The organism is Paenibacillus stellifer, from assembly GCF_000758685.1.
GTDB classification, from domain to species: Bacteria; Bacillota; Bacilli; order Paenibacillales; family Paenibacillaceae; genus Paenibacillus_AQ; species Paenibacillus_AQ stellifer.
In genome coordinates this window covers 4,583,959-4,609,053 of the sequence record NZ_CP009286.1, presented here as the reverse complement: position 1 = coordinate 4,609,053, position 25,095 = coordinate 4,583,959, and the positions used below count along the sequence as shown (strand labels likewise).

The following is a 25,095-nucleotide window of genomic DNA, read 5'->3' as shown; positions in this document are numbered from 1 at the left end:
ATGAATCACCGTTTTATTCTGATCGAAGGACTTCCCGGCTCGGGAAAATCGACAGTCGCACAGCTTACGGCACAGGTGCTTACGGAACAGGGCATCGGGGCGCAGCTGTATCTGGAAGGGAATCTTGATCATCCGGCGGATTATGACGGAGTTGCCTGTTATATGAATGGGAAGTTCGAGGCGCTGAAGGCGAGGGTTCCCGGGATCGCTGGAATGCTGGAAGGGCTTCGGCCGGGCGCGTGAGTATCAGGGATTGAGGGCACAATTCAGGTGCTTCTGGAGCGCAAGGAACGGGAGCTTGAAATTCTCGGTCTTCTGGACATCGAGACATGTATGCTGGATAACTCAAGCTACAGCCGGGATACCTGTGCAAGCGCGCTGCGAACGATCCTATGTGAACCATCCTATTAGGAAAAATGGGGTGACAGGAAGTTCCTTTATTCTAGGAATCGAGACAATTCGCCAATTTTTGCTTCTGCTGCCGGCAGGCTTGATCTTAACAGCCTTCCGGCAGTATTTTGTTCTGCATGAAGAACCGGACTTTCAGCTGCGGCTGCATCACATCTTCGTTCTCAGCCATGCGTGGCACGGGCCTCATTCGTCAGTTTCGAGAGACCCTTCTCATTTTGTAAAATCCACTTCGCGCCCTCTCCTATTGATCCCCGTGTACAGAGCAACAGCTATCCGCTGACAGAGCTGCGGAAGTTCCCGCCTCGGTCAATCCGCATTTCCTCCGAACAGCCAAGCCATTGCCATTCGACATTTCCTCCATGAAATCTTCTCCATTTCTAAAATACCAAACACGGAGCATTCGGATAAAAGTTTGAAGCACGCCGTGCATGATCGAGGAAGGGCCCAGTAACCGATGCAGCCCCGCTTCAAGGCGGTTCCCTTAGCACAGATGCCTCTTTTCAATAGATGCCTGTCTCAGGCGGACAATCATACAGGAAGACCGGGAGAGGTGAGCGTACAGTATAGCAGGCTTGTGAGAAAGGAGAGGGACGTAATGGCAGGAAGACAGCTGGCAAGCAAATGGCGGAAGACGGAGGCGCTGCTGAGCGACAAACGGATATGCGGCTATGTACCCAGAACGGTTACTTACAGCGGCACCGCCTTGCATTCCATGCTGAACCGGTACGGGGTCGTTGTGATCAAGCCAATTGTGGGCGGAGGCGGATACGGTGTCATCAAAGTGTTCCATGACGCCAGAGGCTACGGTTTCACCTTTATGTCGGTGACCCGGGTGTTCGGGAGCTTCGCGGGAATGGAGAAGGCGCTGTCCCGGGCCAAGGTGAAACGGCGTTATCTGATCCAGCAGGGCATCGCGCTGGCGAGCATTGGGAGCCGTCCGATTGACTATCGGGTGAAGGTGGTGAAGAACGGCGATCATTGGGAGTTTCGTTCCATGGTTGGCCGTCTGGCCAGACCCGGTCTGTTCGTGACCAACCTGTGTAAGGGAGGAGCCATGATGACCTGTTATGAAGGGCTGCGGCGCTCGCTCCCGAAGCTGAAAGCCACTGCCAAGAAGAGAGAAATGCGAAATTTGACTCGGGTCTGCATCGAGGTGATGGAGCGTCATTTTCCGGGAATCGGAGAGCTCGGATTTGACTACGCTGTGGATCGTTCAGGGCGAATTTGGATACTGGAAGTAAATACTAGACCCCAATAGATAAAGAAAACGCTTTAATATTCCGATAATAAAATTATAGACAAAAAAACTCGAATATTCGAAAATTTGTAATGGAAAAAAGGAAATTTTTTTATTATACTACCAAAGGTTGAAAAATCCTGTGTATAACTTTTATCCCCAACTTCCACTGCAGTTTAATCGAGGAAATGAACACTATACACATTCTATGCACAGGATTTCCACATGCTCCTGTGGATATTAGGAACACTTGTTCGAAAATAGATAGTTTGCTATGATTAGAGAGAACCAAATAAAGGAAAGGTAGGTGAACGTTGTGGTGGAATTATCGGATGAGATGTTGCTTGACTCTTATCACAAAGCCATAGAACTTCAGCTGGAGCATGATTTTATCGCACTGTTGCTTGTTGAAATTCTTAAACGGAACTTACACTCTCCAGAAGATGCGGTGCTCCAATAGTGGTTTAGACCCGGTAACGACGAACTACATATCATTAAACCGCTGCTGTTATGAAATAGGGTATCCTGATGAGCTTCGAGAAATCGTTTGCCCCTCGGGATACCCTTTTTGTTGTATTTAGCACCGATTCATAACGACCGCCGGCGATTACAGCTTCAGATTGCTGCTGTGTCCCGGGGACAGCTTGGCTTCGGGATCGATATACACCTTGGCGTTATTGACGGCTGTCGGAGCTTCTCCGAAGCCGACGGCGATGAGCTTCAGCTTGCCAGGGTATGTGGTGATGTCCCCTGCTGCGAAGATGCCGGGAATACTGGTCTCCATCCGTGAATCCACGACGATGGAGTTGTTCTCGATCTCAATTCCCCAGTCGGTGATGGGACCGAGCGAAGAGACAAACCCGAAGTTAACGATAACGCTGTCAACTTCAATGTCCTGCTTCTCCTTAGTCTTCACATCCGTGAGCGTAACCTTCTCGATAAATCCATCCCCATGAAGTTCGGTAATCTCGGTAGGCGTAATGACCTTGACCTTGGAATTCATCAGGTTCTCCACGCTGTGCTCATGTGCACGGAACTTGTTGCGGCGGTGAATCAGCGTAACCTCAGCGGCTACCGGTTCCAGCATAAGCGCCCAGTCAACCGCGGAGTCTCCGCCGCCGCTGATAAGCACTTTCTTGTCCTTGAACGAATTCAGATCGCTTACGAAGTAATGAAGATTCGCTTTCTCGAACCGTTCCGCACCCGGAGTCTCCAGACGCCGTGGTTCAAAAGCGCCGACGCCTGCAGTAATGATAATGGCTTTCGTGTGGTATTCCGCTTTGTCGGTTGTAACGATGAAATGCCGCTCGTCTTGTTTAGCGACGGATACGACCTTTTCCTCCAGGCGGATATTGCTTTGGAATAAATTCATTTGACTGGAAAGATTGTTTACCAGTTCTTGAGCAGTTATTTTTGGAAATCCTGCCACATCATAAATATGCTTCTCCGGGTAGAGAGCGGCAAGCTGTCCGCCCAGTTGGGGCATACTTTCTATTAAGGTAACGGTAGTCTGGCGCATACCGCCGTAGAACGCAGCGAACATGCCGGCCGGACCTCCGCCGATGATTAGCAGGTCACTCATGGGAATGTCGGGTTGCTGGGAAGTCACAGGATTTTTACACCTCCGAGTTGATATAATCAATTTGCCATACTAACTCATTATAACCACAGCCGACCCATCCTGCAAAGAGACAGTCAGGCATGAAAACGGGGGATTTCAGGATTGTCTGATAACAATTGCTATTTGCTAAATAGCACGATATTATTTAAAATACATATGATATTTTTTTGAATCCTTTAAGTTTTATTGGAATTTATTCTAATTCCATGTGTATGATTTCACAAAAATAAAGCAGAGAAAATCTGTATGGTTGTTGGAAGGAGCCGGAACATGAACAGCATTCCCAAAATCGTTATTCTAGGTGCGGGCTACGGAGGCATTTTGACCGCACAGCGTCTGCAGAAGGCATTGAACTACAATGAGGCGGATGTCACGCTCGTCAACCGTCACGAGTATCATTATTTTACAACCCATCTTCATATGCCCGCAGCAGGTACCGACAGCATTGAGCACTCGCGAGTTGCGATCTCCAAGCTGATTGACGAGTTCAAAATCGACCTGGTGAAGTCTTCCGTCCAGGAGATTCGGACCCAGCAGAAGAAAGTAATTCTGGAGGACGGCACCCTGTCTTACGATTACCTGGTTATCGCGCTTGGCGGAGAACCGGAGACCTTCGGTATCCCGGGACTGGACAAGTACGCCCTGACGATCCGCAGCATTAACTCCGTTCGCCTCATTCGCGAGCATATTGAATACCAGTTCGCCAAATACAAGAATGAAGGCAACCCGCAGGAGCATATCAATTTCGTTGTCGGCGGCGCGGGCTTCAGCGGAATCGAATTCGTTGCCGAGCTGGCAGACCGCATTCCGGATCTGTGCAAGGAATACGACATTGATCCGAGCATGGTCAACATATATAACGTGGAAGCCGCTCCAACCGCGCTCCCGGGCTTCGCTCCGGAGCTCGTTGAGCATGCGATGAACGTGCTGGTCAAGAAGGGCGTGACGTTCAAGATCGGTGTTGCGATCAAGGAATGTATGCCGGGTTCTGTTCTGCTGGCAACAGGCGAAGAAATCAAGGCATCGACCATCGTCTGGACAGGCGGCATCCGCGGCAACCGTCTGATCGAAGCCGCAGGCTTCGAGGCGATGCGCGGACGCGTCAAGGTGGACGAGTTCCTGCGTGTGCCAGGACATGACAACATCTTCATCATCGGCGACGGTTCGCTCGTTATGGGTCCTGAAGGACGTCCGTATCCGCCGACAGCACAGATTGCGATGCAGCAGGGCGAGTGCTGCGCACATAATCTGGTAGCTGCGATTCGCGGACAGCAGTCGAAGAAATTCGTGTTCAGCAACAAGGGTACGGTTGCTTCCCTGGGCAAAGGCCAAGGCATTGCCGTTGTCGGGGACAAGAAGTACAAGGGCTGGTTCGCCGCGCAGTTGAAGAAGGTTGTCGATATGCGCTACCTGTTCATTATCGGCGGTATTCCGCTGGTGCTGAAGAAAGGCAGATTCCTGTAAAATGCGCCACTGCAGCGTGCAGGTAAGGGGGCTTCTGACCCGGGAGGAGCTTGACCGGTATAACGGCCTGATGGAGGTCGGCTCTTACCTCGAGGACCAGAGCCGGTATGAACTGGCCTATATCGTCCAGAAAGAAGTGGACATCCTGATCCTTCCCGCAATCGAGCGGCTGAAGGAGAAGAGCCGTGCCCGCGACCGGGCCACTGCCGATTATTTGAAGGCTCTGCAGGATGGGGAAGAGGTATCCGAGTCTTAAATAGCTCGGAATAAAGAAGGGTGCGTCCAAGGCGTGTATCACGCCAGGGAGGCACCCTTTGTTGTGTTTCAATCGAAGATGTAATCCGGTTCTGTCTATACTTTGAGCATTTCGTCGAGTGTCTCCAAATCAAGCAGGTTGCCGACATAGAACGAACCGAATTCGCCGTACCGGGCGCTGACTTCGTCAAAACGCATTTCATAGACGAGCTTCTTGAAATGCAGGGCGTCGTCGGAGAACAGGGTGACTCCCCATTCCCAGTCGTCGAAGCCTACCGAGCCTGTGATGATCTGCTTGACCTTGCCGGCGTAACCGCGTCCGATCAGGCCGTGCGAGTACATCAGCTCCTTGCGCTTCGCCATGTCGAGCATATACCAGTTGTCATCCAGCTCGCGCTTCTTGTTCATTGGATAGAAGCAGATATGCTTCGCCTTCGGCAGCACCGGCTTCAGGCGGGCGGCGACATGCGGATTCTGCATCGGGTCGCCGCCATTGTCTCCGCTTGCGTTATAATTGCTCAGCTCCACAATGCTGACATACGAATAAGCCTTGGATGTGAAGCGGGCGAATGCGGTCTTATTAAAAGCGGTCTCCAGCTTGTTCAGCTCTTCCAAGCTCTCGCGAAGATGCATCATCACGAAGTCGGCCTTCTGCCCGACGATCGAATACCAGGCGGAGCTGCCGAGCTTGGCCTCCTCCACACCGGACCATTCCTGTACAAAAGCGTTCAATTCATCCAGAGCCACAGCGCGTTCCTCGTCATCGGCCGCCGTCCAGGCGGTCCAATTCAGAGAGCGGAAGTCATGGAGCGCATACCATCCTTCCAGCGTCAAAGCGGCTTCATTCATGTGATCACTCCTCAATTGATTGTCCTCTATGCATTGTAGCGCAAGCGGGACGGCTGAATCAAACGGACTGAATCCGTTTCCTTCAAACTTTATTGCTCACGCTGACATTTTCAAGTACACTATCCTGAAATAACCTGGTCTTGACTCCTTCGGTGTGTATCCTCTGAAGGTACTTGACTGTGCCGACAAGCGGAATTAATGATGACTCTGGAGCGAGGTTGTGAACGTTGTTTTGAGAGCGCTTTATAATTAGGAAGAAAGAGGTGGGGAATGGATGGGATTCATCCCCGTAATTGGGCTGGCCGTTCTGTTTGGTGTCATGATGTTCCTTATCGGATTTATCCTCAACATGCTGATGAAGACCACCTGGCTGCCGGTCTATCTCTATGTGCTCTTGATCCTGCCGGTGATCGTATACTCGATATGGGACCGTTCCTCGGCGTCCCCGTGGGAGCATTTATCGTCCTTTCGCCCTGCGGACTATACGACCGGGATTGCCGGGTTGGCCGGAGCGGCGCTCAGCGGCAGGGTGATCCGACGTCTACGTCTTGGCGGGTATAAAATGTTGTAGGGTTAAGGCAAGGCTGCCAAGTCTTTTCACGGGTTAAGCCGGAGGAACGGTCTTCACTTGTTCCGGGTAACAGCTTCGAATAAAGTCCAGAAATCCGCGGGCCGCTGGAGGCAGATAACGGTCTCTTCTCCATTTAAGGCCGATTTCCCACATCCAGCCCTTCTCTTCAATCGGGAGCCAGGAGATGCCTTCCAGCAGAAGCCCCGTCATTCTGGGAAGCACGGACAACCCGAGTCCAGCGGAGATGAAACCAGCGACAGTGATTAAATCTTCGGCGTCGTACAGGGCGTTTAGCTCAAAATCGGTGTTCTCGAACCGGGCCGCCAGTGTTCGTTTAAGCCCGCAGTTCTTGTTCATTCCGATAAAAGGCTCACCGGTAATCTCGCGAAGGCTGATTGATCCGCGAGACGCAAAGGGATGGCTGTCAGGCACGGCGAGGTACAGCGGAACCGTGTCGATCGATGTCCACTCGTACTGGTCGTCAGCCGCCTCTTTGGATGTTATCATCAAATCCGAGTACCCTCTTTCAAGATGGGCGTTGATCACGTCATAGTTACCCTGCGTCAACTCGAATCTAATGCCCGGCCTCTTGAGCTGATAGCGTTTGATGAGCCGCGGAACCTGCTCGGCGCCCAAAATATTGAGATAAGAGAGGTTCACGATTCCGGTATCAGGGTTTGTATAGGCCGCGATTTCATGAATGCCCGATTTCAGTTCCATGAGTCCCTGCTCCACCCGCTTGGCGAACATGAGGCCGTAGGCATTAACCCGGATATTGCGCCCCGTCCGGTCGAATAACGGGATACCCACTTCGCTCTCAAGCTTGGAAATAGCATAACTTAGGGCAGACTGGGTTACCCGCAGTTCCTCAGCCGCCTTGGTCAAATGCTGGTGACGGACAACCGTCAGGAAATATTCGAGTTGAGTCAGTTCCATTAGGGACTGTCCTTTCATGATTATTATTCAATGATTTGATGAAAATAATAAAATAGATTAATCAAAAAGTCCATTGTATGATGTAGCTGTCCGATCGAAGCACATGATACAAGGAGATGAGATTATGGCTTTTTATAATGCGGGAGAGAAGGAATTTGCCGGAAAACGCGTGCTGGTAACTGGCGGTACCAAGGGGATGGGAGCTGCGATTGCGAAAAGACTGGCGGATTCCGGCGCGACCGTTATCATTACGGCCCGTTCGGCGCCTGAACCGGGGAGCTTCCCGGGAATATTCGTTGAAGCGGATATCAGTACAGCGGAAGGAACGGACAAGGTAGTACAGGAGGCTGTGAAATGTCTGGGCGGAGTGGACATTCTGGTAAATAATGTCGGCGGTTCGTCCGCTCCTTCAGGAGGAGCGCTCGCCTTAAGCGATCAAGATTGGCAGGAGACATTGAACGCCAATCTGCTTGCATCGGTCAGGCTGGACCGAGGTCTGCTGCCAGGCATGGTTGAGCGTAAAAGCGGAGTCATCATTCATATTTCCTCCATTCAGCGCCGGCTCCCCTTGTATGAGGCGACACTCGCTTATGCAGCGGCCAAAGCGGCGTTAACCACCTACAGCAAGGGATTGTCCAAGCAATTCGCCCCTTTGGGTGTGCGAATCAATACGGTAGCTCCTGGCTTCATCCAGACCAAGGCTGCCGATGCGTTAATTGAGAGGCTGAGCGCCGACACGGGGAGCCGGGAAACGGCACTGAATGCGCTGATGGATTCGCTTGGCGGCATCCCGCTTGGCCGTCCAGGATATCCGGAGGAAGTAGCGGAGCTGGTTGCATTTCTGGCATCCGACAGGGCGGCCTCCATCACCGGCAGCGAGTATGTGATCGATGGCGGGACGCTTCCCGCCGTGTAACAGGAAAGAGCGGAATTAAGATATCCTGGATTTAGCACATTGGTTAGGAGAAAGGAGCTTCCTAAATGCTTACGAATAATCTGCTAATTAAGCTGAAGAACAACAGCCCTGAATTAAGAAGCCGCGTCCGGGAAAGATTGCTCGGCATGAAAGGACAGATTGAGAATCTTGCGGGGATCGAAGTTAGGGAGGAAGTCCGAACCGGACAATCAGCCTTTGACCTGATGCTGATTACCCGTTTCCGGTCCATAGAGGATTACGAGGCTTATTTGATACATCCCATACATGTCGAGGTGTCGGCATTTATGCAGGGCGTTATAGAATCCGGCGCTTCGCTGCTATATCAAGACTGAGTTATATGAGCATGGAGCCCGGCATAATAATAGAGTAGGCGCTTGAAGACGGCCGCATTCCGGAGGATTATCCGGGATGCGGCCGTTTCACCTTTTTTTTCATAACAGAGCCCCAAAAATCCAGCAAGATACAGGATGCCGGGGGCCGGATGCGAAACGTCCCTAGAAAGCGCCTGATTTGGGCTTTTTTCCACATTTCCAGACTGTCGATTTATGATAGAATAGAACTCTACTTGTCATAGACAAGATTATGAATTCGTGAATTTTTGGGGGGTTCCGAAAGATGCATATCCAGCATCTGCATCATTTCACCGAGCATCATCGGTACTGCGTTTCCCGCGAATTCGGCCTCAGTCCCGTCGACGAGCGTATGCTGAATTCGATTTATCAGCCTATGGTCGGCGCTTTTGCAATAGGCTTGTACCGTCTGCTCTTCAGCCATGTTCCCGCAGAAAGCATCGGGTACTCCGCCGCGGAACCGCAGCGCCGCCTGTTTCTGACGCTGGGCGTTGAGCCGAACGAGAAGGGCCGCAGAATGATGATCGAGCAGGCATCCCGTCTGGAAGCCGTCGGTCTGCTTCAGACCAGCCGGATATTTGTTCCGGAGTCGGAAGATTATATGTACGAATACGAGCTGCTGCAGCCGCTGTCTCCGAACGACTTCTTCTCCACCCAGCATCTGACGCTGCTGCTCCGCGACAAGGTCGGCAAATTCGCCGTTCTGTCCCTCAGAGAGCAGTTCTGGAGCCGGGAGCCGGAGGAATGGAGCCGGGGAGCCGTCGGCAAGGAGAATATCTCGCGGCCGTTCTATGATATTTTTGAGTTGAACACGCATGTTATCGATTATGAGCTGGAGCAGGCGCTGACTGAAGTGGCTTCTGTCCGTCAGCCCCAGAAGAGCACGGAGGGCAAGCCGGCGATCGGATACAGCGATCTCATTCTGCGCTTCCCGCGTGAGTCGGTCAATCGCGCCCATGTCGAGAAGCTGCGTTTCGATTTCGAGCAGATGGGCGTCATCAACTATGTTGCTCACAAGTACAAGCTGGGCGCTCAGGATCTGTGCCGGCTGCTGGATGAGGACGGCGCCTTCTCGGAGGAGGGCGAGCTTATGCTGGATGTGATCCAGCACCGGGCGAGCCAGCAATTCCGGCAGGGCATGAAGCGCAAGGAACAGCGCGAAGTAGCGGCCGCCAAGGTGGTGGCGCTGCGGGCTTCCGGGCAGGAAGACGAGGAGGCTTTTCCGCAGGAGCATCATGTAGAGATGGAGTATTACGTGGAGGTGCCTCCGCAATTCCTCTCAAAGTGCGACATTCACCAATATAATATGATGCTTCGCAACGAGCCCTATACGCGTATGCTCGAGAACTTCTTTCCCGGCGCGGTACCGGGCGGACTGATGGATATCTTCCAGAGCATCGACAGCAATTACAAGCTTCCGGAGGAAGTGATCAACATTCTGATCCACTATCTGATGACGATGGTGGCGTCGGAGGGCGAGCAGCGGATCAACCGCAACTTCGTGGAAGCGATCGCCTCCAACATGCTGGTGAAGCAGGTTAACACATACGAGAAGGCGGTACGCTACATACGCGATCAATCCAAGGTCAAGGGCAAGGGCAGCGCGGGATCTTCGGCGCGGCAGCGGACTTATGCCAAATCGGGAGCCCGTCCGGCCAAGCCTGAAATCCAGATGGCGGTGGACGACGGACAGGCGGGAGCTGTGTCCGAGGAGGAATTCGCGGAGATGATGAAGATGGCCGCCAGCATCAAGGCCAGCAAGAAAAAAGGAGCGGCGGATACGCCGTAAGCGAAAGAGAGGTGTGTGGGGATGGAATCGATGGGCGAAGTGCTTCGTTCGATGAGTAATCCCGCTGTACGCCTGCGATCAAGGGATCTGGAGCGTGAGCTTCTGAACCATGAACTGGTGCTCCGGCTGAGAGCCGAGCATCCTGAACTGGACGAATCCAGGTTGAGGCTGCATCTGCCCCGCCTGTATCAATATGTGGAGGAGGCCCGGAATTGTGCGAGCTGTCCCGGGCTTGATAAGTGTCCTAATGACTTCCAGGGCCATTACAGCAAGCTGACCGTGGAGACAGCCGGAGGATTCCCGGATCTGTATGAACGGAAGACCGCCTGCCAGCTTCAGATTGCCAGAGACAGCCAGGAGCGGATTCGCCGCCGGATCACCAGCTTCTATGTCGACGAGCGGGTGCTGAACGAAGGGTATGATGAGATTGAGATTATGGGCAAGGACCCGAGGCGCGCTCCGGCGGTAACACGATTGTATCAGTATATCGGGAGCGTCAAGGAGAGCGGATTGTCCGCGCGCGGCCTGTACCTGTACGGATCTTTCGGGACGGGGAAGACGTTCCTGATGTGCTATCTGCTTCATGAACTGGCCGTTGCGGGATACAGCGGCGTAATCGTCTACATGCCAGACTTCATCGAAGAGCTGAAGTCGATGATGACGGACGGCGCCAAGCTGAAAGAGACAGTCGATACACTGAAGAACTGCGATCTGCTGATCTTCGACGACATCGGCGCGGAGAACCTTAACCCCTGGGCGCGTGATCATGTCCTGGGACCAATCCTCAATTACCGGATGGAACGCAAACCGACATTTTACACGTCCAATTATCCGCTGGAGGGCCTGGAGAAGCATCTCAGCTTCACGAGCAAGGATGGCGAGGAAATCCATAAAGGCCAGCGGCTGATGAACCGCATCTCACCGTATGTTGAGGTCGTGCAGCTGGTCGGAGAGAATCAGCGGGGACTGTCGCGCTCCTGAGACAGCATATCCGAGTCATACGCAAAGGCAGATCCGGGTGGCGGACTGCTGTTGTTCATTCCGTTATGCTGAACCCTCTAGATACCGTACTGGAAGTGGAAACCATATCTTTTTCAAAAAGATGTGACATTTCACATATTGGTTCAAATTATGTTATACTGATTATGTGTCGGTAAATGGCAATCTGGTTATCATACTTACATGCTGCAGTTCACAATACCGGCTTTTTGAATACCGGATTACCGCAAGTCTTTGCGGCTCCGCAACTGCATAGAACGGGCAGTTCATCCGCTCCGGCGCAGAACACCGACATATACAGAGCAGTTTCGCAGTCTTTTGCGATTCCTGAAGACCGCCATTCTTGCCGGTATATGAAGGAGTTATGAAACCGGCCTTGGACTGTCACTACCATTTAAGGAGGAACTTATCATGGCAATCGTGAACGTGTCTGACCAAACCTTTAATAACGAAGTCCAAACAGGCGAAGGTACTGTAGTCGTGGACTTTTGGGCCCCTTGGTGCGGTCCTTGCAAAATGCTGGCTCCTATCCTGGACGAACTGTCCAGCGAACTGGGCGACAGCCTTAAAATCGCCAAATTGAATGTAGACGAGAACCCGGAAACGGCTTCCAAATTTGGCGTGATGAGCATTCCTACCCTGATCTTCTTTAAAGACGGCCAGCCTGTCGATAAAGTAGTCGGACTGAACTCCAAGGAATCCCTCAAGAACATCGTCGCCAAGCATCAATAATTGATTCATACCGCCGCATGTCCGGGCCCCGCGCCCATCCAGCGCCTTCGGTTCATACCGGAGGCGCTTTGTGCGCTATGAAAGAAGAGGAAATCCCGAAGGGAGAGCGGGGGCAGCACGTATGCTGGACAAAGCACCGCCCAGCGCGCCGAAGTAGAGCGAATCCCGAAGGGAGAGCGGGGGGCAGCACGTATGCTGAACATAGCGCGCTCAGCGCACCAAAGTAGAGCGAATCCCGAAGGGAGAGCGGGGGGAGCACGTATGCTGGACAAAGCACCGCCCAGCGCGCCGAAGTAGAGCGAATCCCGAAGGGAGAGCGGGGGGCAGGCCACGTCGTATACGATTACGCCGAAGCCAAAGCAGGAGCGCCGCATGAAAGAGTCCCGAGCACGCAGCCCGGCAGGGCGGCGTGCGAGAAGGACCGCTTGATTCACAGCCAGTCATTTACCCAGGAGCTCAAACGCCACTCGTTCGCCAGTTTAGGGTGTCCAGAGGGCGGAGCCCTTGGAGTCCTCCCCAGTGGGGAGGATTGAGGAGGGGAAACCGTGGACTACAACGACAACATCCGCAACAAGCTGGCGCTGCTGCCGGATTTACCCGGATGCTACCTGATGAAGAACGAACAAGGGACCATTATTTACGTTGGCAAGGCGAAGGTGCTGAAGAACCGGGTCCGCTCCTATTTTACGGGCAGCCATAACGGCAAAACCCAGCGGCTCGTTGCGGACATCCGCGACTTCGAGTACATTGTGACCGGCAGCAACATGGAAGCGCTCATTCTGGAGTGCAACCTGATCAAAAAGCATATGCCGCGCTATAATGTGCTGCTGAAGGATGACAAGACTTTTCCCTACATCAAAATCACGAACGAACGCCATCCGCGCCTTGAAGTGACACGACGGGTGCTTAAAGATAAAGCGAAATATTTCGGACCGTATCCGAACGGCTATGCGGCCCAGCAAACGAAGAAGCTGCTCGACCGGATGTACCCCCTGCGCAAATGCAAGACGATGCCGAAGGAGGTCTGCCTGTATTATCATATGGGCCAGTGCCTCGCCCCCTGCGAGAAGGAAGTGGAGAAGCCGGAATATGACGAGATCATCCAGAACATTTCAACATTCCTTGGAGGCGGTCATGAGGCGGTGAAGAAGGATCTTCAGCAGAAGATGCAGGAGGCGGCCGAGGAGCTGTATTTCGAGCGGGCGAAGGAACTTCGGGACCAGATCATCCACATCGAGGCTCTGATGGAGAAGCAGAACATCAACACGACAGACACGAAGGACCGCGATGTGTTCGGCTATGCTGTGGACAAGGGCTGGATGTGCGTACAGATTCTCTATATGCGGCAGGGAAAAATGATTCAGCGCCACTCCTCCAGCTTCCCGTTCTACGGGGAAGCGTACAGCGACTTCATGTCCTATGTGACGCAGTATTACAGCGACAATCCGGCGCTGCCGCAGGAAATCCTCCTGCCGGAGGCGCTGGAGGTCAAGGATGCGGCGACGGTGCTGCCGCCGGAGCCTGATGAAGAAGCCGCGGCGGCAACCGCGGCTTCCGGCGGCGGCGCAGCCGAGCTCTCCGCGGAGGATGACGCGGAGGAGGAGACGGCCGCGGACGAAGCGGCCGTAACCGAGGCCAGGGACGCCTCCGCCGAAGGCATAGTCGACGCCGCCGGAGGAGCGGCCGCCCTGCAGGAATGGCTGGGCGTCAAGGTGCTTGTGCCAAGACGCGGCCACAAGAAGAAAATGGTGCGCATGGCCTGCGAGAACGGGCGCGTGGCGCTGGAGGAGAAGTTCCGCCTGATTGAGCGGGACGAAGAGCGCACCTCCGGAGCGGCCCAGAGCCTGGGCCAAAGCCTCGGCCTGGAGAACCTGAGCCGCATCGAGGCGTTCGACAACTCGAACATACAGGGGACGAACCCTGTATCGGCCATGGTCGTCTTCATCGACGGCAAGCCCGCTAAGAAGGAGTACCGCAAATACAAGGTGCGGACCGTTCAGGGCCCCGACGATTACGAGACGATGCGCGAGGTTATCCGCCGCCGCTATGAGCGCGTGCTGAAGGAAGACCTCCCGCAGCCTGACCTGATCGTCGTGGACGGCGGACGCGGCCAGATTTCGGCCGCCGTGGACATTCTGGAGAACGAGCTCGGCCTGTTCATCCCGGTCTGCGGGCTGGTCAAGGACGACAAGCACAAGACCGCCGAACTCCTGGTCGGCGATCCGCCCGAGCCGGTGCGCTTGGCCCGGGACAGCGAGGAGTTCTATCTCCTCCAGCGCATCCAGGACGAGGTGCACCGCTTCGCGATCACCTTCCACCGGGAGCAGCGCGGCAAATCGATGGTGACCTCCCGGCTGGATTCCATCCCGGGCATCGGCGAGAAGCGCCGGAAGCTGCTGCTGAAGCATTTCGGCTCGCTGAAGAAGATCCGGGAGGCCAGCGTGGAGGATTTCCGGCCGCTATCCATCGGCGACAAGCTGGCCCGGCAAATACTCGACGCGCTCCAGGACGAGGAGACGGTCTGATTCTATTGATCATATATGAATGAAAAGCAAGACCGCCCTTTACGTTATTGATGATGACGTAAAGGGCGGTCATTTTTTTGGGGGGAAGAGCCGGGTAGCCCTGCACAATAGAGGCTTTGATTGTCCGGCGTAAGGGAACCGCAGGCAATGATACCCGGGGGCTGGACAAGTCAGGTCCCATATACTATTATACTAACAGCAAATGAAACTGATTCTCATTTTCATATTTCTTGTTTTTCATCAGCTTTCAAAGGAAGTGGCAATGTGCAGCATAAACGGTGGGCCGCCGCCTGTTGGTTCGTCTTAGCGGCAGCGGTTCTGCTCCTCTCAATCGGGTTCGCCGCTTCATACGGAGCGAAAGAGCTCAGTCTCCGGACGGTGTGGACGGCGGTATTTGCCTACGACGACCGTCTGACCTCCCATCAGATTATTCATGATTTGCGGCTGCCGCGGGTGCTTGGAGCCGCCTTGTCCGGTATGGCCTTCGGCGCGGCGGGAGCGATCATGCAGGCCGTCACCCGCAATCCTCTCGCGGACTCCGGTGTGCTCGGAATCAACGCCGGTGCGGCTATGGCGGTGGCTCTCAGCTTCGCTTTCTGGCCAGGGCTGCCATACATACAATTAATGATGCTGTCGTTCCTCGGCGCGGCTCTCAGCACGCTGGCTATTACAGGCCTCGCCTCGCTGACTCCGGGAGGGCTTGCCTCGCTGCGGCTGACCATTGCGGGCGCGGTCATTTCAGCCATGCTCCATTCCGTTACCGCCGGAATCGCCATTTATTATGCGCTGAATCAGGACCTGGCCTTCTGGTACGCAGGAGGCGTGGCGGGGATCGGCTGGAGCCAGCTCAGACTGCTGGCGCCTGTCATTGTGCCCGCGCTCCTGCTGACACTGCTCATGAGCCGCTCCATTACGCTCATGTCGCTTGGGGAGGAGTCAGCAGCCGGACTCGGAATCCGTACAGGCCGGGTCCGGCTGCTCGGCATGGGAGCGGCCGTTATTCTTGCGGGAGCCGCGGTATCGGCGGCCGGCTCCATCGCCTTCGTGGGGCTGGTCGTGCCCCATATCGCCCGCAGGCTTGTCGGCGTCACCTTCGCCAAGATGCTGCCGCTGTCCGCGCTGCTGGGGGCGATCCTGCTCGTTCTCGCCGATCTGGCGGCACGAACCGTCAATCCCCCCAGAGAATTCGCCATCGGGGCAATGGTAGCCATAATCGGCGTTCCTTTCTTTCTGTACCTGGCACGCAAGGAAGGGAGGGAGCTCTAGCATGGAGACGAGAGCTCCTGCGAGGAACCGGAGGATGCTTGTCCTGTCTCTCGCTTTTATACTGCTGGCCTGCGCGGTCATCCTGATCAGCCTGAATACCGGCTCTATCCGGCTGTCGCCCGGCGAGGTGCTGCGGACGCTGACAGGGTCCGGCACTGCCGATCAGCGTCTGATTCTGTTTGAATACCGGCTTCCCCGTATTCTGATTTCCGCCCTGGCGGGAATCGGGCTGGGCGTTGCCGGAGCCGTCCTTCAGGGCGTATCCCGCAACGCGCTGGCTGACCCCGGCATTCTCGGTTTGAACGCCGGCGCGGCCTTTGGCCTGGTCATCTTCGTCTCGTTCTTCCATTCCTTGAAGGGCCCCGTGTCGTTGATGCTTCCGCTGTTCACTTTTGCGGGCGGAACGTTGGTCGCGCTGCTGATCGTGCTTCTGGCGTACGACCGGTACAGAGGCCTGCCGCCGATCCGCCTCATTCTCGTCGGCATCGCCGTGGAGGCGGGAGTCAGCGCGGTGACGCTGTATTTGTCGCTGAAGCTGGATGAAGACACTTATGCGTTCGCAGCCCGCTGGCTTGCGGGAAGCATATGGGGAAGAGACTGGTTCGGCGTCTGGGCGCTCCTGCCCTGGATCGCTGTGCTTGTGCCGCTCGTGTACTACCGCTCGCGGACGCTCGATCTGTTCGCGCTGGGTGATGAGACGGCGGCAGGCCTTGGCAGCAGCGCCTTCCGCAGCCGTCTTGTGCTGCTGGCTGCGGCGGTGGCCTTGTCCTGCGCCAGCACCTCGATGGCGGGCGGCATCGGCTTCATCGGACTGGTGTCTCCCCACATCGCCAGAAGGCTGGCGGGACCGCAGCACCGGCATTCTCTTCCGGTTGCCGCGCTGACAGGGCTTATCGTGCTGGTTGGGGCGGACACGATCGGACGCTCTCTTTTTCAGCCCAATGCGATTCCGGCAGGGGTTGTGGTGGCAGCGATCAGCGGCCCGTACTTTCTATATTTGCTGTTAAGAACGAAATCCTAGAATGAAGGAGTATGAATGATGAGAACCAAATTGAGATATACGCTGCTGCTGACGCTTGCCGTCTCGGCGGCCCTGTGGCTTGCAGCCTGTGGAACCGGGGGGAATTCAAACGGAACCGCGGCAGAGGGAACTGCCTCTCCGGCGGCATCGGCCGCCGCTTCTCCACCTGCCGATGGCGCCAAAATCGCCTCCATGTCAATCCACGTGACGAATAATTTGCTGGCGCTGGGACTGAAGCCTGCCGGCTCCGTTATCGGGGGCGACGTCAAGGGCTTCCTGCCTCATGTGGCCGACCGTCTTGAAGGCACGACAAGCTTGGCGTAATCAGCGATCCGGATCTGGAGGCGGTGCTCGCGCTGAAGCCCGATGTCATCTATACCGACTCCTCGCTCGGAGGTGACACGATCCCTCAGCTGGAGAAGATCGCACCCACGTATTCGATCGACATGGACGAAGGGACCTGGAGAGATCATCTGAACCGCCTGGCGGAGTATGTGGGCAAGCAGGATGAAGCGAAGGCTTTTATCGACGAGTATGAAGTCAAAGCCAAAGAGGTCGGAGAGCTGATCAAGAGCAAGCTCGGGCAGGATGCGAAGGTGATGGCGATCCGTTCGACGCCCAAAGAGCTGCGGGTCATGGGAATGAAGCGTCCGGTAGGTCCGCTGCTGTATCAGGATTTGGGGCTGAAGCCGGCGGATGGAGTCGAGAAGATTGCGGATGAGCCTTACGCCGTCATCTCGCAGGAGATGCTTCCAGACTTCAACGCCGATGCGATCTTCGTAATTATCAGCACCGGGACTGCTGCCAAGGGGAATTTCGAGGAGCTTCAGAAAAGCGCCATCTGGAAAAACCTGAAGGCCGTACAGAACAACCATGTCTATCTGGTCAACGGACCGGCCTGGCTCGATTATTCCGCGATCGGGCAGCGGATGGCGCTGGATGATGCGGCGCAGCTTTTTTCCAAGTAGGGCGGTATACCTTCCAACAATGCTTTGACTCCCCTGAGAGTGGAGGCGGCTTGTGAACAACAGCCCCTTCGAGCTCGCTCTATTAGTGTATGAGTGGTAGCTGTTGTTATCTGCTCAACTGTTCTTTAAGAGAATCTGCTCTCTCTTGTACACCTTCCAAGACTTCTGCTGGCGCTTCCCTGACCTTGATATCTTCACCCAGGAACAACAGCCAATTCGTTATTTCGGTCAATTCTTCGGGCTTGTTCACATGGACAAAAATCTTTAGAATGGCTGTGGTTTGGAAAGGGTTCATATAGGAAATTGAAGCTCGTAAAGGATGGTATTTTTTGTACTGTGCAATTGCGGTGGGACCGAGTTCCATGACAAGGTTGATTTCTTCTTCCCGCTGGCTTAATTTTTCTAAAATCTTTTTCTGAGCTAATCTGTTTTTCGCCGGGTAGGGTTTGACATCGGTGAGCTGGTCCACAGGAAAAACCTTCTTTTTCTCTTCCTTCAAGTCAAAGCCTTCAATGAGCCAAAGGCTCTTCTCGCGATACAGGTTCAAGAGATAGATTGTATAGGGTTTGATGACCTTCTCTTCTTCGATGGCAATCCATAAATAGCGATCCATCAGAAGGTTTTGAATGAGCTTTTCCAACATAGGGTGGGGAAGGTCTGAAAGCTCAAGCAGGTCGGGATTATGCGGGGTGGTTCCTTCAAACAGCAGGATTTGATTCAGAAGAACAAGGTCATCCTGCTGGTTGTTGGAGATGAGGCCGAGTAATTTTTCAGCTAAAGACTGGCGGCTTTTTAAATAGGGGAGCTCCGCATTTCTTGTCGCCATAAAGGCAATAAAAAGAGCTTTGACCTCATTATCGGTAAAACGCACGCCAGGCAGGAGAGAGTTGTGCATGACAAAATATCCACCATCCCTTCCAACTTCGGCGACAAGCGGCATCCCCAGGGCCTCAATCTCCCGGATATCTCTAATAGCTGTCGAACGGGAAATATGGAACTCCCGCATGATTTCGGAAATGGTGAATTGGGACCGATTGTTGATATACCGCATGATCGTATTGATCCGTTCAACTTTTTTCATCGGGACTCCTAACCGTATCATTTTTTGACATGATTTAAGGTTATCATATACCTATCAAGTGAAGTAGACAAATCACTAAATGAATAAGAAGGAAGGTTATGAAGATGGCAGATTATGTACTGGAGGAAAAAGCCGGCTTCACCGTTTTTGGTCTTGGAACTGAGCTTAAGAGCGATTACACAGACTACGCTGGAATTAATAAGGAGAAGTCAGACTTCTGGCAGGCAGTCAGTGAAGATGGCAGACTTGATGCTTTAAAGGCTTTAGCCACAAATGTCTATGTTTTTGCCGTGAACGAAGCGGTGAATAACAAGATGATGCATTATGCTGGGGTCATGACAGAGGCATCGGTACCGGCATCAGAAGGGTCCAGGGTTATCCAATTTCCTAATGGGGAATACCTGGTTGTTAAAGGGGAAGGGAAGACGGCTGATGAATTGAATAACAAGCTTGCCGGTATTGCCTTTGGTCAAGTCTTGCCGGAAGCCCAAAATTTCGCCTATGTTGGCGGGCCCAATGCATCGGTTGTGATGGGACAGAGAAACGGCTTGCTTGTTGGTGAAATGTGGATTCCTGTTGTTAGGAAATAGGGATAGTGAGATCATGGAGGGATGGATATGTCCTATATCGTTGATTTTAAAAATGTGTCTACAGTGGGTCTAGAGTCTTCGCCTGTAGCAGATACGCTTGCCGGTTTGCGCGCCAATGAAGCCCGTTACTTCATGAACAAATACAAGCATGAATTTACGGTTGAACCGGCCGGTGAAAGCCAGGAGACCCTTGATTATGTGTACCGGATTTTGAAAGAAGAACGTAATATTGAGTTTGCAGCCAAGCCTTTGGAAACATCGCGTTTTCAAGTGGAAAATATCAATTGGGCCTTCGTCTTTTTTGAGGACGGACTAGAAGTCAATGTTCTGTATACGGTTGATGATCCTAAGAAGCGGGCTGTTGGCTTTAAGCTTTCCGAGGGGATGGAGATACCAAAGGAACTGGAAGACAAGTTTAAGTTCGCCAGACAGAAGTCCAAGCTGGCCGGAACCATTCGAGGTTCGTTCTTTGTAATTAAGGGAGAATATTAAGGGCAACGATAGTTGAACATCGCGATACCAAGGATTTTTGGAATATTTATTGTATAATTTGGTAAGAGCGTAACGATGAAGAGGTGTCAATCTTGCCAAAGACCAAAATCTTTTTAAGCTCAGCATCACAGTCATCCTATACTCAAACAAGAAATACCAGCTTTGAGAAACTTCGATCTGAATAAAAATGGTGAGCTTTTTTATACAGCAGTTTCGGTTTTAGAAGGGGTGATCTAAATGGCAAGAAAAGTTTACGTTTCAATTAATGGAGATGTAACCGAAGCAGTTAAAACAAAAGGATTTAGCTTATGAGGAAGTCTCTTCTTCGCTTGAGAAGATGATGGAAAAGATCAATAAAAGAACAGCAAATGCATAGAGTAAGAGGGCTGTCCCTGAAATCATCGTAGATGATGTAGGAACAGACTTCTTTTTAACTTAGTCAAACACAAAAGGGACAAAGCCGGAAAGTCTTCCGCTTCGTCCCTTTTGTTTATTTCTGCTTCGTGCGCTGCTCACTGGTTTACTCTAAAGAGGCTTTTGGGACAGCACCATCTGCCAAGAAAAAACTATCTTTTTACCGCAGTCATGAGCATGAGGGTTAAGTAATTCTCGGTGTCGGCATCGTGAAGCTCGAAATCAGCGGTCGCTCTCCACAACGCCTTGCCGTTCGGTATATCCTCCGAGCATGTAACGTCCACAAGGTTTGTTTTTTGCCACATCATTCTCCACCAATCGGCACTGTGCCAGGTATACATATCCGGTTCCCATAGCGGAACCAGCTCCTCCGGCAAGCCTCCCGTAAATTCCCGCGTCAGCGCAGGGCTGACAATCCCAAACTGACCGCCTTGCTTGACTAATCTCGCGTAATGGTTGTTGAAGTAACACTCATCGGTCCCGAAATAATGATACGCATCAATACTGATCGCGGCATCGAAAAATTCACTGGCATAAGGCAAGCTATGAGCCTCGGCTTGGATTGGAACCACAAGATCTTGGACTCCTGCTTTAAGAAAGCGCTTGTAGTTATCGGTTGCACGAAACCAGAGGTCATTAGCGAATACCGTGACTCCATATTCCTTGGCCAGAATAATCGAGGTGAAGCCTGTTCCGCAACCCATATCCAGAACCCGCATACCAGGTGCAAGCTTCATCTTGTCGCACAGTAACTCGAGCAGGCAAAGGGCATCCGGGCCCATAATATATTTACTGTTCGTTTGTTCTTCAAAATCTTGAATAAGTTCGTTGATCAGGCTGCCGTATTTTTCTTTGAAACGATATGTTCTCATTATTTATTCTCCCTTTTTGTCCCTGCAAAGGTCAAAAAAGGGCATAGGGTAGACCCTATCTCGTTCATGCCCTTTACAGGGTTAGTTAAAACTCACCTTTCTTACTCGCACAATGCTCTTCATATGGCACATCCTTTCCGTTAGATGTAATTAATTGTAATACTCGGTATGTGTGGGGTCAAACCTTTTCGAAGAGAACGAATATCCTTACGGTCACCTGCTTCAAGGCTTAAAGACCCCTTCGAAGGGAAGCTTGCTGATCAGGGGTCAGTTGTTCTGGTGCCCGGCTCATCGATACTTTTTTGATAAAAAACAAAGGGTAGATCATTAAATATAAGTTGAAGCTCCACCAGAATATATCGAAATCCATCGCGAATGTCCAAAAGGCAATGGCTTGAAGGCCCGAACAGAAGGTGAGGACAAGCGAGATCAGGGCACAGGGCCGCCAAGAGGGACGGTTTCGTTTGAATAAATACAAACTGCTCAAACCGGTAATCGAAATCATAATATCCAGCGGAAAAAAGGACCAGTTCCAATTGACCATAATCGGGTCGTGATAATCTTTGAAGGCCATCGAATCGGGGATGATGTGAAAAAAGGTTACAATCCAATAGAGGATGAACCCGATATCAGTGACTAGAAAAAAAGGTTTTAGCAGCCTCATCTTACCCTCCCAGCTTCATTTTCGCAGCCGAATTGCTGGCTACATGGTCTCTTTTACTTTGATTAACAATTTCATGAAGGTTTTGCTTTCTGCTTCGGTAAGGCCTTGGGTAATGCTTTTTTCTACTCCCAGGAAGATGTCTTTGAATTCTTCGACGAGATCGGTTCCTTTTTTCAACAAGTATATATTTTTCTGCCGCTCGTTCTCTTTCGGAATTACCCGTTTGATATAGCCCTTCTTCTCCAACCCTTGAAGCATGCTGGTGATGGTGGCCCCCTTGCGGCCGAAATGATCGGCCAAATCCTTCTGGATCACACCCTTGTCCTGATGCTCAAAAATGTAGCCCATCATCTGTCCCTGCTGAGCATTCAGTCCCAGCTCCGACAATCGGTTGTTGGCCATGTTTTGGATCTTCATTCCGATGGCGCGGATCGAATCCGAGTATGGGGTATACGAATTAAATGTTGTCATCGTGCTTCCGATTCCCTTTCTATACTTAGAATTCTAACTATATGGAAATCTTAATGTTCCCACGCCTAATTGTCAAATGCATATTATTAGGGAGCATTCAGTTTGTATGTTGACAATTAGAATTCTAACTGTTATATTTCGATCTATAAAGGCGAATGAAACCTTCAGAGGAGGAAAACACAATGATTACAGCAATTATCAATGCACGGATTTTTGACGGGGAACAAGTAATCGGGGCCTCAACGGTTGTGATCGAAGGCGATCAGATCGTATCGATTGGCGGTGAAATTCCTGAGCATGCAACGATTATCGATGCAAAAGGTGGGACTTTGCTGCCGGGTCTGATCGACGCTCATGTTCACACATACGTAGAAGGCTTGCGCGACGCGCTGAAATTCGGCGTTACGACCGAACTGGAAATGATGGGCGGTTTCACGAAAAGCGGGCGCGAGGCACAGCTGCAAGGAATCGAGGATATTGCCGATGTGCGTTCCGCCGGAATGGGGGTCACGCCTCCCGGAGGGCACCCCGATGAACTCATGCCCGGTGACGGAGAAATTCCAGAGTTCGTGTTGAAGGAACTGGAGAAGATGAGCGAGGAAGATCGCAATGCCTTGATGGCTGCTCATGCGCATGATCATGGAGAAGCGCCTGCGCTTGCGAACCCCGATGAAGCCAAGGCATTCGTTAAAGAGCAAGTCAGCCAGGGCGCCGATTATATCAAGATTATGATCGAGGAAGGGACTGTGTTGGCTGCCCCCGGCCTGCCTGTCTTCGGTCAAGAGATTCTGAGAGCAGCCGTCGAGGAAGCGCATCGGCATCACAAGCTGGCGATAGCCCATGTATTGACTGCCGAATCCTCCAGACAAGCGATCGAAGTCGGGGTCGACGGACTTGCGCATTTATTCATCGACCGACCGGAGGCCACTGCGGACCTGGTGAACAAGATTGCGGACGCCGGCGCTTTTGTCACGCCATGTCTCGTCCTGAATTCCTCGATTATCGGAAATCCTGCTTCGGAGCTGGCACAAGATCCGCGTGTGAGCTCCAAGCTCAGTCCGGAATGGATGGATACCTTGAATGCCAGCTTCAATACCTACCCGCAGGGCAGCTTGGAAGACAACTATCGGAATGTGATGGACCTTCACCGTGCAGGCGTAGACATTCTGGTGGGAACGGATGTGTCCGTGCCGGTTCCATCCCTTGGAGGGCTTGCCCATGGCGCCAGCGTGCATCATGAGATGCAGCTATTGGTGGAAGCCGGGTTCACGCCTGTAGAGGCCCTTCAGTCAGCGACTTCGAAGACGGCCCGCCGCTTTAGCCTGGATGACCGCGGACGTATCGTGGAAGGGGCCAGGGCGGACCTGGTGTTGGTGGACGGCGACCCGACAGCCCATATCTCGGATACGCTATCGATCCGTGCAGTATGGCAGCGTGGTATTAGAAAGTAGGGGAAGAGCTTGATGGCGTAATTCCCGGGTGCACAAGCTGAGGCTTAGGCTTCACTGAAATGGACAAGGCTCTGGGATAACCAGGGCTTTGTGTGTTGTCTGGGGCATCCTGCGGGGATGCCTTTATTATTTCGCGTTAGAGTGATGCGGGGAACCGTGTCACAAGTGAGGCGAAATTTCTGATCTTGTTCACGCACGGGGTGGGGAAACTTGCCGGCGAGACTGCCTTTGGGGAAGATCCATGCGCAGGCTAGGTTGTGCGGGCTGTAAGCGATACTGTGTTAAAATTGATATGAGGATTGCGCTAACTGGCAAAGGCTGCCGAATGGATCGGCGGCCTTCTCTCAACTAGCATGCGAATATTTTAACCCATTTGGACTGTGGCGAGCAGCTTTCGAGTTTCGTCTATGACTCGTTCGCTGAACCGCATATCACGTACCTGTGCCGAGGCAAGCATGGGTTTCCCATTCCCATCGTAGTACACTCCAGTCGCATCAGACGTGTCGGTTAGGACCTTGCTAATAACGCAAGTGTCTCGCTTCGGGGTGCTCCAGTACTTGATTAAAGGGGCTAGTGGAGACATCACATACTTCGCGATAAACTGAAGAATGGCATTTGTGTCGCGACTAAGACCGGTGCCGGGGTTGAAACCCGGCTCGACGGCGTTGAATCGCAGACGCGGTATCTCATGTGAGAACGCGAAAACCGTCGCGAGATTGCACTGCTTCGAGGATATGCGTCATAACCCGGCTTCGAAGAACCGCCGGGTTCCCATTCGTCTCATGCGCTTGCCTCAGCGGAGATATAGCGCCCACCCCTCGCAGATGTAGAATAAGTGCCTCCGTGAACACGAACGGCCCAAAGTGATTTGTCGCGAAAGCGAGGTCCCACCTCTGTTTGCTCTGGCCACCCTTCATCGGCATAATACCCGCATTATTCGCCAGACCGGCAATCGGAAGCTTGAGCGCGTCGATCTCAGTAGGAGCTCGGTGTACACTTTTAATGTCGGCGAAGTCGATTATCCTTCTCGTTATCGCTTTACTCAGTTGGTTGATCTCCGTCCTTAAAATGGCCAAAACAGATATGTTGTAGGCACTTGGGAGGGCATGAATCGATTGACGGCGCTAGA

General features: G+C 52.8%; 24 protein-coding genes and 1 pseudogene. 18 read left to right on the top strand and 7 right to left on the bottom strand.

Annotation, left to right across the window (positions count from 1 at the left end; translation table 11 throughout):
- From PSTEL_RS21185 to sda, 3 genes are all read left to right on the top strand, one after another.
- Positions 1-243 carry a P-loop NTPase family protein gene (locus PSTEL_RS21185; RefSeq protein ID WP_038698417.1) on the top strand — a complete coding sequence of 81 codons (243 nt, stop codon included), beginning with the start codon at positions 1-3 and terminating at the stop codon, positions 241-243.
- Between the two features lie 763 nt (positions 244-1,006).
- Positions 1,007-1,669 (top strand): YheC/YheD family protein, encoded by a 663-nt coding sequence (locus tag PSTEL_RS21180; protein WP_038698415.1) that lies wholly within the window; start codon positions 1,007-1,009, stop codon positions 1,667-1,669.
- A 295-nt stretch (positions 1,670-1,964) separates the two neighbouring features.
- Entirely contained in the window at positions 1,965-2,108 is a 144-nt protein-coding gene (gene sda, locus PSTEL_RS21175) for a sporulation histidine kinase inhibitor Sda (protein WP_156996083.1), read from the top strand.
- A gap of 147 nt (positions 2,109-2,255) precedes the next feature.
- Here sda and PSTEL_RS21170 read toward each other — a convergent pair whose 3' ends face one another.
- Positions 2,256-3,230 (bottom strand): NAD(P)/FAD-dependent oxidoreductase, encoded by a 975-nt coding sequence (locus tag PSTEL_RS21170; RefSeq protein ID WP_156995929.1) that lies wholly within the window; start codon positions 3,228-3,230, stop codon positions 2,256-2,258.
- Between the two features lie 309 nt (positions 3,231-3,539).
- On the opposite strand from PSTEL_RS21170, the gene PSTEL_RS21165 reads away from it, so the two are divergent.
- Complete coding sequence (locus PSTEL_RS21165) at positions 3,540-4,733, top strand: NAD(P)/FAD-dependent oxidoreductase (protein WP_038698411.1); 1,194 nt, start codon at positions 3,540-3,542, stop codon at positions 4,731-4,733.
- Between the two features lies 1 nt (position 4,734).
- The gene (locus PSTEL_RS21160; protein WP_038698409.1) at positions 4,735-4,989 is read left to right on the top strand and encodes a hypothetical protein; all 255 of its coding nucleotides are present in this window, start codon (positions 4,735-4,737) and stop codon (positions 4,987-4,989) included.
- 95 nt (positions 4,990-5,084) lie between these two features.
- Here the strand turns inward: PSTEL_RS21160 and hemQ are convergent, their stop codons facing one another.
- Positions 5,085-5,837, bottom strand: coding sequence for a hydrogen peroxide-dependent heme synthase (gene hemQ / locus PSTEL_RS21155; protein WP_038698407.1), 753 nt, complete (start codon positions 5,835-5,837; stop codon positions 5,085-5,087).
- 274 nt (positions 5,838-6,111) lie between these two features.
- Here hemQ and PSTEL_RS21150 point away from each other — a divergent pair, with 274 nt between their 5' ends.
- Entirely contained in the window at positions 6,112-6,408 is a 297-nt protein-coding gene (locus PSTEL_RS21150; protein ID WP_038698405.1) for a YuiB family protein, read from the top strand.
- Positions 6,409-6,441: 33 nt separating this feature from the next.
- Here PSTEL_RS21150 and PSTEL_RS21145 read toward each other — a convergent pair whose 3' ends face one another.
- On the bottom strand, positions 6,442-7,344 hold the full coding sequence (locus PSTEL_RS21145) for a LysR family transcriptional regulator (protein ID WP_052098787.1): 903 nt from the start codon (positions 7,342-7,344) through the stop codon (positions 6,442-6,444).
- Positions 7,345-7,468: 124 nt separating this feature from the next.
- On the opposite strand from PSTEL_RS21145, the gene PSTEL_RS21140 reads away from it, so the two are divergent.
- The 9 genes and pseudogenes from PSTEL_RS21140 (at position 7,469) to PSTEL_RS21100 (ending at position 17,931) form a co-directional block, all read left to right on the top strand.
- The gene (locus PSTEL_RS21140) at positions 7,469-8,260 is read left to right on the top strand and encodes an SDR family oxidoreductase (protein ID WP_038698403.1); all 792 of its coding nucleotides are present in this window, start codon (positions 7,469-7,471) and stop codon (positions 8,258-8,260) included.
- A 65-nt stretch (positions 8,261-8,325) separates the two neighbouring features.
- Positions 8,326-8,613, top strand: coding sequence for a Dabb family protein (locus PSTEL_RS21135; protein ID WP_038698401.1), 288 nt, complete (start codon positions 8,326-8,328; stop codon positions 8,611-8,613).
- A gap of 283 nt (positions 8,614-8,896) precedes the next feature.
- Positions 8,897-10,420 carry a DnaD domain protein gene (locus PSTEL_RS21130; RefSeq protein WP_038698399.1) on the top strand — a complete coding sequence of 508 codons (1,524 nt, stop codon included), beginning with the start codon at positions 8,897-8,899 and terminating at the stop codon, positions 10,418-10,420.
- 21 nt (positions 10,421-10,441) lie between these two features.
- Complete coding sequence (gene dnaI, locus PSTEL_RS21125; RefSeq protein ID WP_038698397.1) at positions 10,442-11,401, top strand: primosomal protein DnaI; 960 nt, start codon at positions 10,442-10,444, stop codon at positions 11,399-11,401.
- A gap of 429 nt (positions 11,402-11,830) precedes the next feature.
- Positions 11,831-12,151 carry a thioredoxin gene (gene trxA / locus PSTEL_RS21120; RefSeq protein ID WP_038698395.1) on the top strand — a complete coding sequence of 107 codons (321 nt, stop codon included), beginning with the start codon at positions 11,831-11,833 and terminating at the stop codon, positions 12,149-12,151.
- Positions 12,152-12,696: 545 nt separating this feature from the next.
- Positions 12,697-14,676, top strand: a complete 1,980-nt coding sequence (uvrC, locus tag PSTEL_RS21115) for an excinuclease ABC subunit UvrC (RefSeq protein ID WP_038698393.1) — start codon at positions 12,697-12,699, stop codon at positions 14,674-14,676.
- A gap of 264 nt (positions 14,677-14,940) precedes the next feature.
- Positions 14,941-15,942, top strand: coding sequence for a FecCD family ABC transporter permease (locus PSTEL_RS21110; RefSeq protein WP_038698391.1), 1,002 nt, complete (start codon positions 14,941-14,943; stop codon positions 15,940-15,942).
- A gap of 1 nt (position 15,943) precedes the next feature.
- Entirely contained in the window at positions 15,944-16,963 is a 1,020-nt protein-coding gene (locus PSTEL_RS21105) for a FecCD family ABC transporter permease (protein WP_052098782.1), read from the top strand.
- 30 nt (positions 16,964-16,993) lie between these two features.
- A pseudogene (locus tag PSTEL_RS21100) lies at positions 16,994-17,931 on the top strand (iron-hydroxamate ABC transporter substrate-binding protein).
- A 106-nt stretch (positions 17,932-18,037) separates the two neighbouring features.
- Here PSTEL_RS21100 and PSTEL_RS21095 read toward each other — a convergent pair.
- Positions 18,038-19,012, bottom strand: a complete 975-nt coding sequence (locus tag PSTEL_RS21095) for a helix-turn-helix transcriptional regulator (RefSeq protein WP_038698389.1) — start codon at positions 19,010-19,012, stop codon at positions 18,038-18,040.
- Positions 19,013-19,116: 104 nt separating this feature from the next.
- Between PSTEL_RS21095 and PSTEL_RS21090 the strand changes: the two genes are divergently transcribed.
- Positions 19,117-19,602: a GyrI-like domain-containing protein gene (locus tag PSTEL_RS21090; protein ID WP_038701418.1), complete on the top strand. Its 486-nt coding sequence runs from the start codon at positions 19,117-19,119 to the stop codon at positions 19,600-19,602.
- A 27-nt stretch (positions 19,603-19,629) separates the two neighbouring features.
- On the top strand, positions 19,630-20,094 hold the full coding sequence (locus tag PSTEL_RS21085) for a DUF8821 family protein (RefSeq protein WP_038698387.1): 465 nt from the start codon (positions 19,630-19,632) through the stop codon (positions 20,092-20,094).
- A gap of 566 nt (positions 20,095-20,660) precedes the next feature.
- Here the strand turns inward: PSTEL_RS21085 and PSTEL_RS21080 are convergent.
- The 3 genes from PSTEL_RS21080 to PSTEL_RS21070 all read right to left on the bottom strand — a co-directional run bounded on the left by PSTEL_RS21080 (position 20,661) and on the right by PSTEL_RS21070 (position 22,515).
- Positions 20,661-21,380, bottom strand: a complete 720-nt coding sequence (locus PSTEL_RS21080; RefSeq protein WP_052098780.1) for an SAM-dependent methyltransferase — start codon at positions 21,378-21,380, stop codon at positions 20,661-20,663.
- A 229-nt stretch (positions 21,381-21,609) separates the two neighbouring features.
- Entirely contained in the window at positions 21,610-22,044 is a 435-nt protein-coding gene (locus PSTEL_RS21075; protein ID WP_052098777.1) for a YvaD family protein, read from the bottom strand.
- A 39-nt stretch (positions 22,045-22,083) separates the two neighbouring features.
- The gene (locus tag PSTEL_RS21070) at positions 22,084-22,515 is read right to left on the bottom strand and encodes a MarR family winged helix-turn-helix transcriptional regulator (protein ID WP_038698385.1); all 432 of its coding nucleotides are present in this window, start codon (positions 22,513-22,515) and stop codon (positions 22,084-22,086) included.
- Positions 22,516-22,697: 182 nt separating this feature from the next.
- On the opposite strand from PSTEL_RS21070, the gene PSTEL_RS21065 reads away from it, so the two are divergent.
- Positions 22,698-23,966, top strand: coding sequence for an amidohydrolase family protein (locus tag PSTEL_RS21065; RefSeq protein WP_425415242.1), 1,269 nt, complete (start codon positions 22,698-22,700; stop codon positions 23,964-23,966).
- The last annotated feature ends 1,129 nt before the right edge of the window (positions 23,967-25,095 follow it).